At 75.1% G+C, this 503-nt stretch carries 1 pseudogene; it reads left to right on the top strand.

The features are described from left to right. A pseudogene (locus tag PQS31_RS17025) lies at positions 1-503 on the top strand (hypothetical protein); the annotation flags it as partial.

Below are 503 nucleotides of genomic sequence, written 5' to 3'. Positions count from 1 at the left end.
GACGGGGCGACGGCGACCGGCAGCTACAGCGAGGCGACGGGCTTCCTGTCGACCGCGCTCGGCTACGGCGCCGATGCCTCGGGCACCAACACGACCGCCGTCGGCGTGGGCGCCACCGCCAGTGGCGCGAACGCGATCGCCGTCGGCAACGGCGCCAGCGCCAGCGGTGCCACCAGCCTGGCCGCCGGCAGCACCTCGCGTGCGACCGGTCTCAACAGCACCGCGCTGGGTGGCTCGGCCTGGGCGACGGCGGACAACACGACCTCGGTGGGCCAGTTCGCCTGGGCGACCGCCGTCGGCACCACCGCGGTGGGCCGCGATTCCTACGCCTACGCGCAGAACGCGACCGCGCTGGGTCTGAGCGCATGGGCGAACGGCGTCAACAGCGTCGCCCTCGGTGCGGGCGCGCGCGCCACCGAGGCGGGCGTGGTGTCGATCGGCAACGGCACCGGCACGGGCGGCTATCCGGCGACGCGCCGGATCACCAATCTCGCCGCCGGCAT

The organism is Luteimonas sp. BLCC-B24 (assembly GCF_028550595.1).
Classification (GTDB): domain Bacteria; phylum Pseudomonadota; class Gammaproteobacteria; order Xanthomonadales; family Xanthomonadaceae; genus Luteimonas.
Note: the sequence above shows the minus strand (reverse complement) of the source record. Positions and strands in the feature narration are given on the sequence as shown.